2 protein-coding genes are annotated in these 1314 nt (G+C 68.9%); both read left to right on the top strand.

Features of this window, described 5'->3' with window-relative positions; translation table 11 throughout:
• Positions 1–237 (top strand): acetate--CoA ligase family protein (locus tag FKP22_RS30660; protein WP_211361678.1); only part of this gene is annotated, 237 nt, incomplete at its 5' end.
• Positions 234–1184 (top strand): amidohydrolase family protein, encoded by a 951-nt coding sequence (locus tag FKP22_RS30655; RefSeq protein WP_141291963.1) that lies wholly within the window; start codon positions 234–236, stop codon positions 1182–1184. The genes FKP22_RS30660 and FKP22_RS30655, both read left to right, overlap by 4 nt.
• Positions 1185–1314: the final 130 nt, after the last annotated feature.

The following is a 1314-nucleotide window of genomic DNA, read 5'->3' as shown; positions in this document are numbered from 1 at the left end:
GACCTTCCGCACGCCGCCATCGTCGCCAGGCTGCGCTCGCTGAAGGCCGCCAAGCTGCTGCAGGGCTTCCGCGGTGCGCCGCCGGTGGACCTGGACGCGGTGGCACGCGCCGTGGCCACGATAGGCGCACTGATGCTGCAGCGGCCCGAGATCGCGGAGATCGACGTCAACCCGCTGTTGGCCTACGGACCGGAACGTGGCGTGCTGGCGCTCGACGCGCTGGTGGTGGTGCGATGAGCGAGGCACCGCTGCCGGGGCAGGGCTTCCTCGACGCGATCGTCGCCATCGACATCCACACGCACGCCACCGTCTCGACGCGCAACCCGCCCGACGAGGTGGCGATCGCGATGGATGCGGCAATGGACGCCTACTTCAAGCAGCCGATGGCGCGGCCGACGATCAGCGAGACGGCCGAGTACTACCGGCAACGACGCATGCTGGCGGTGATCTTCACCGTCGACACCGAACGCGAGACCGGCCAGGCCCGCATCACCAATGAGGAGGTCGCCGAAGAGGCGGCTCGCCACCCCGACGCGCTGATCCCCTTCGCCAGCATCGACCCGATGCGCGGCAAGATGGGTGCGCGCGAAGTGCGCCGCCTCGTCAAGGACTGGGGTGTGCAGGGCTTCAAGTTTCATCCCTCGGCCCAGGGCTTCTACCCGAACGACCGCGCCGCCTACGCGGTGTACGAAGCCATCGCCGAGGTCGGCCTGCCGGCGATCTTCCACAGCGGGCAGACCGGTCTGGGCGCCGGCCTGCCTGGCGGCGGCGGCATCCGGCTGAAGTACTCCGACCCCATGTTCCTCGACGACGTGGCGGTGGACTTCCCGCAGATGCCCATCGTCATCGCCCACCCCTCGTTCCCGTGGCAGGACAACGCGCTGGCGGTGGCCACCCACAAGCCCAACGTCTACATCGACCTCTCGGGCTGGTCGCCACGCTACTTTCCGCCCCAGCTGGTGAAATACGCGAACTCGCTGCTCAAGCACAAGATGCTGTTCGGCTCGGACTACCCGGTGATCACGCCTGATCGCTGGCTGAAGGACTTCGAGACGCTGGACATCCGTCCCGAGGTGCGGCCGCTGCTGCTCAAGCAGAACGCCATCCGCTTGCTGGGCCTGGACCGCGATCCCGTGAATGGCCGCTACTCGCGGCTCAAGCCGCCCTCGGGCGAGTGCTGCTGAGGGGCCGGCATGCCATCCCGCAACCCCGCCATGCCGCTGCTGCTGCTTCCCGGCCTGCTGTGCGACGAAGACGTCTGGGCGGCCCAGGCCGAGGCCCTGGGCAGCACGCGCGAGGTGATGGTCGGCCCGC

This window comes from Ideonella azotifigens, assembly GCF_006519715.1.
GTDB lineage: Bacteria > Pseudomonadota > Gammaproteobacteria > Burkholderiales > Burkholderiaceae_C > Ideonella > Ideonella azotifigens.
Note: the sequence above shows the minus strand (reverse complement) of the source record. Positions and strands in the feature narration are given on the sequence as shown.

Excerpts from the sequence above, each read along its gene's own strand:
- FKP22_RS30655 (WP_141291963.1), top strand. The coding sequence starts at position 234 with ATGAGCGAGGCACCGCTGCCGGGGCAGGGCTTCCTCGACGCGATCGTC.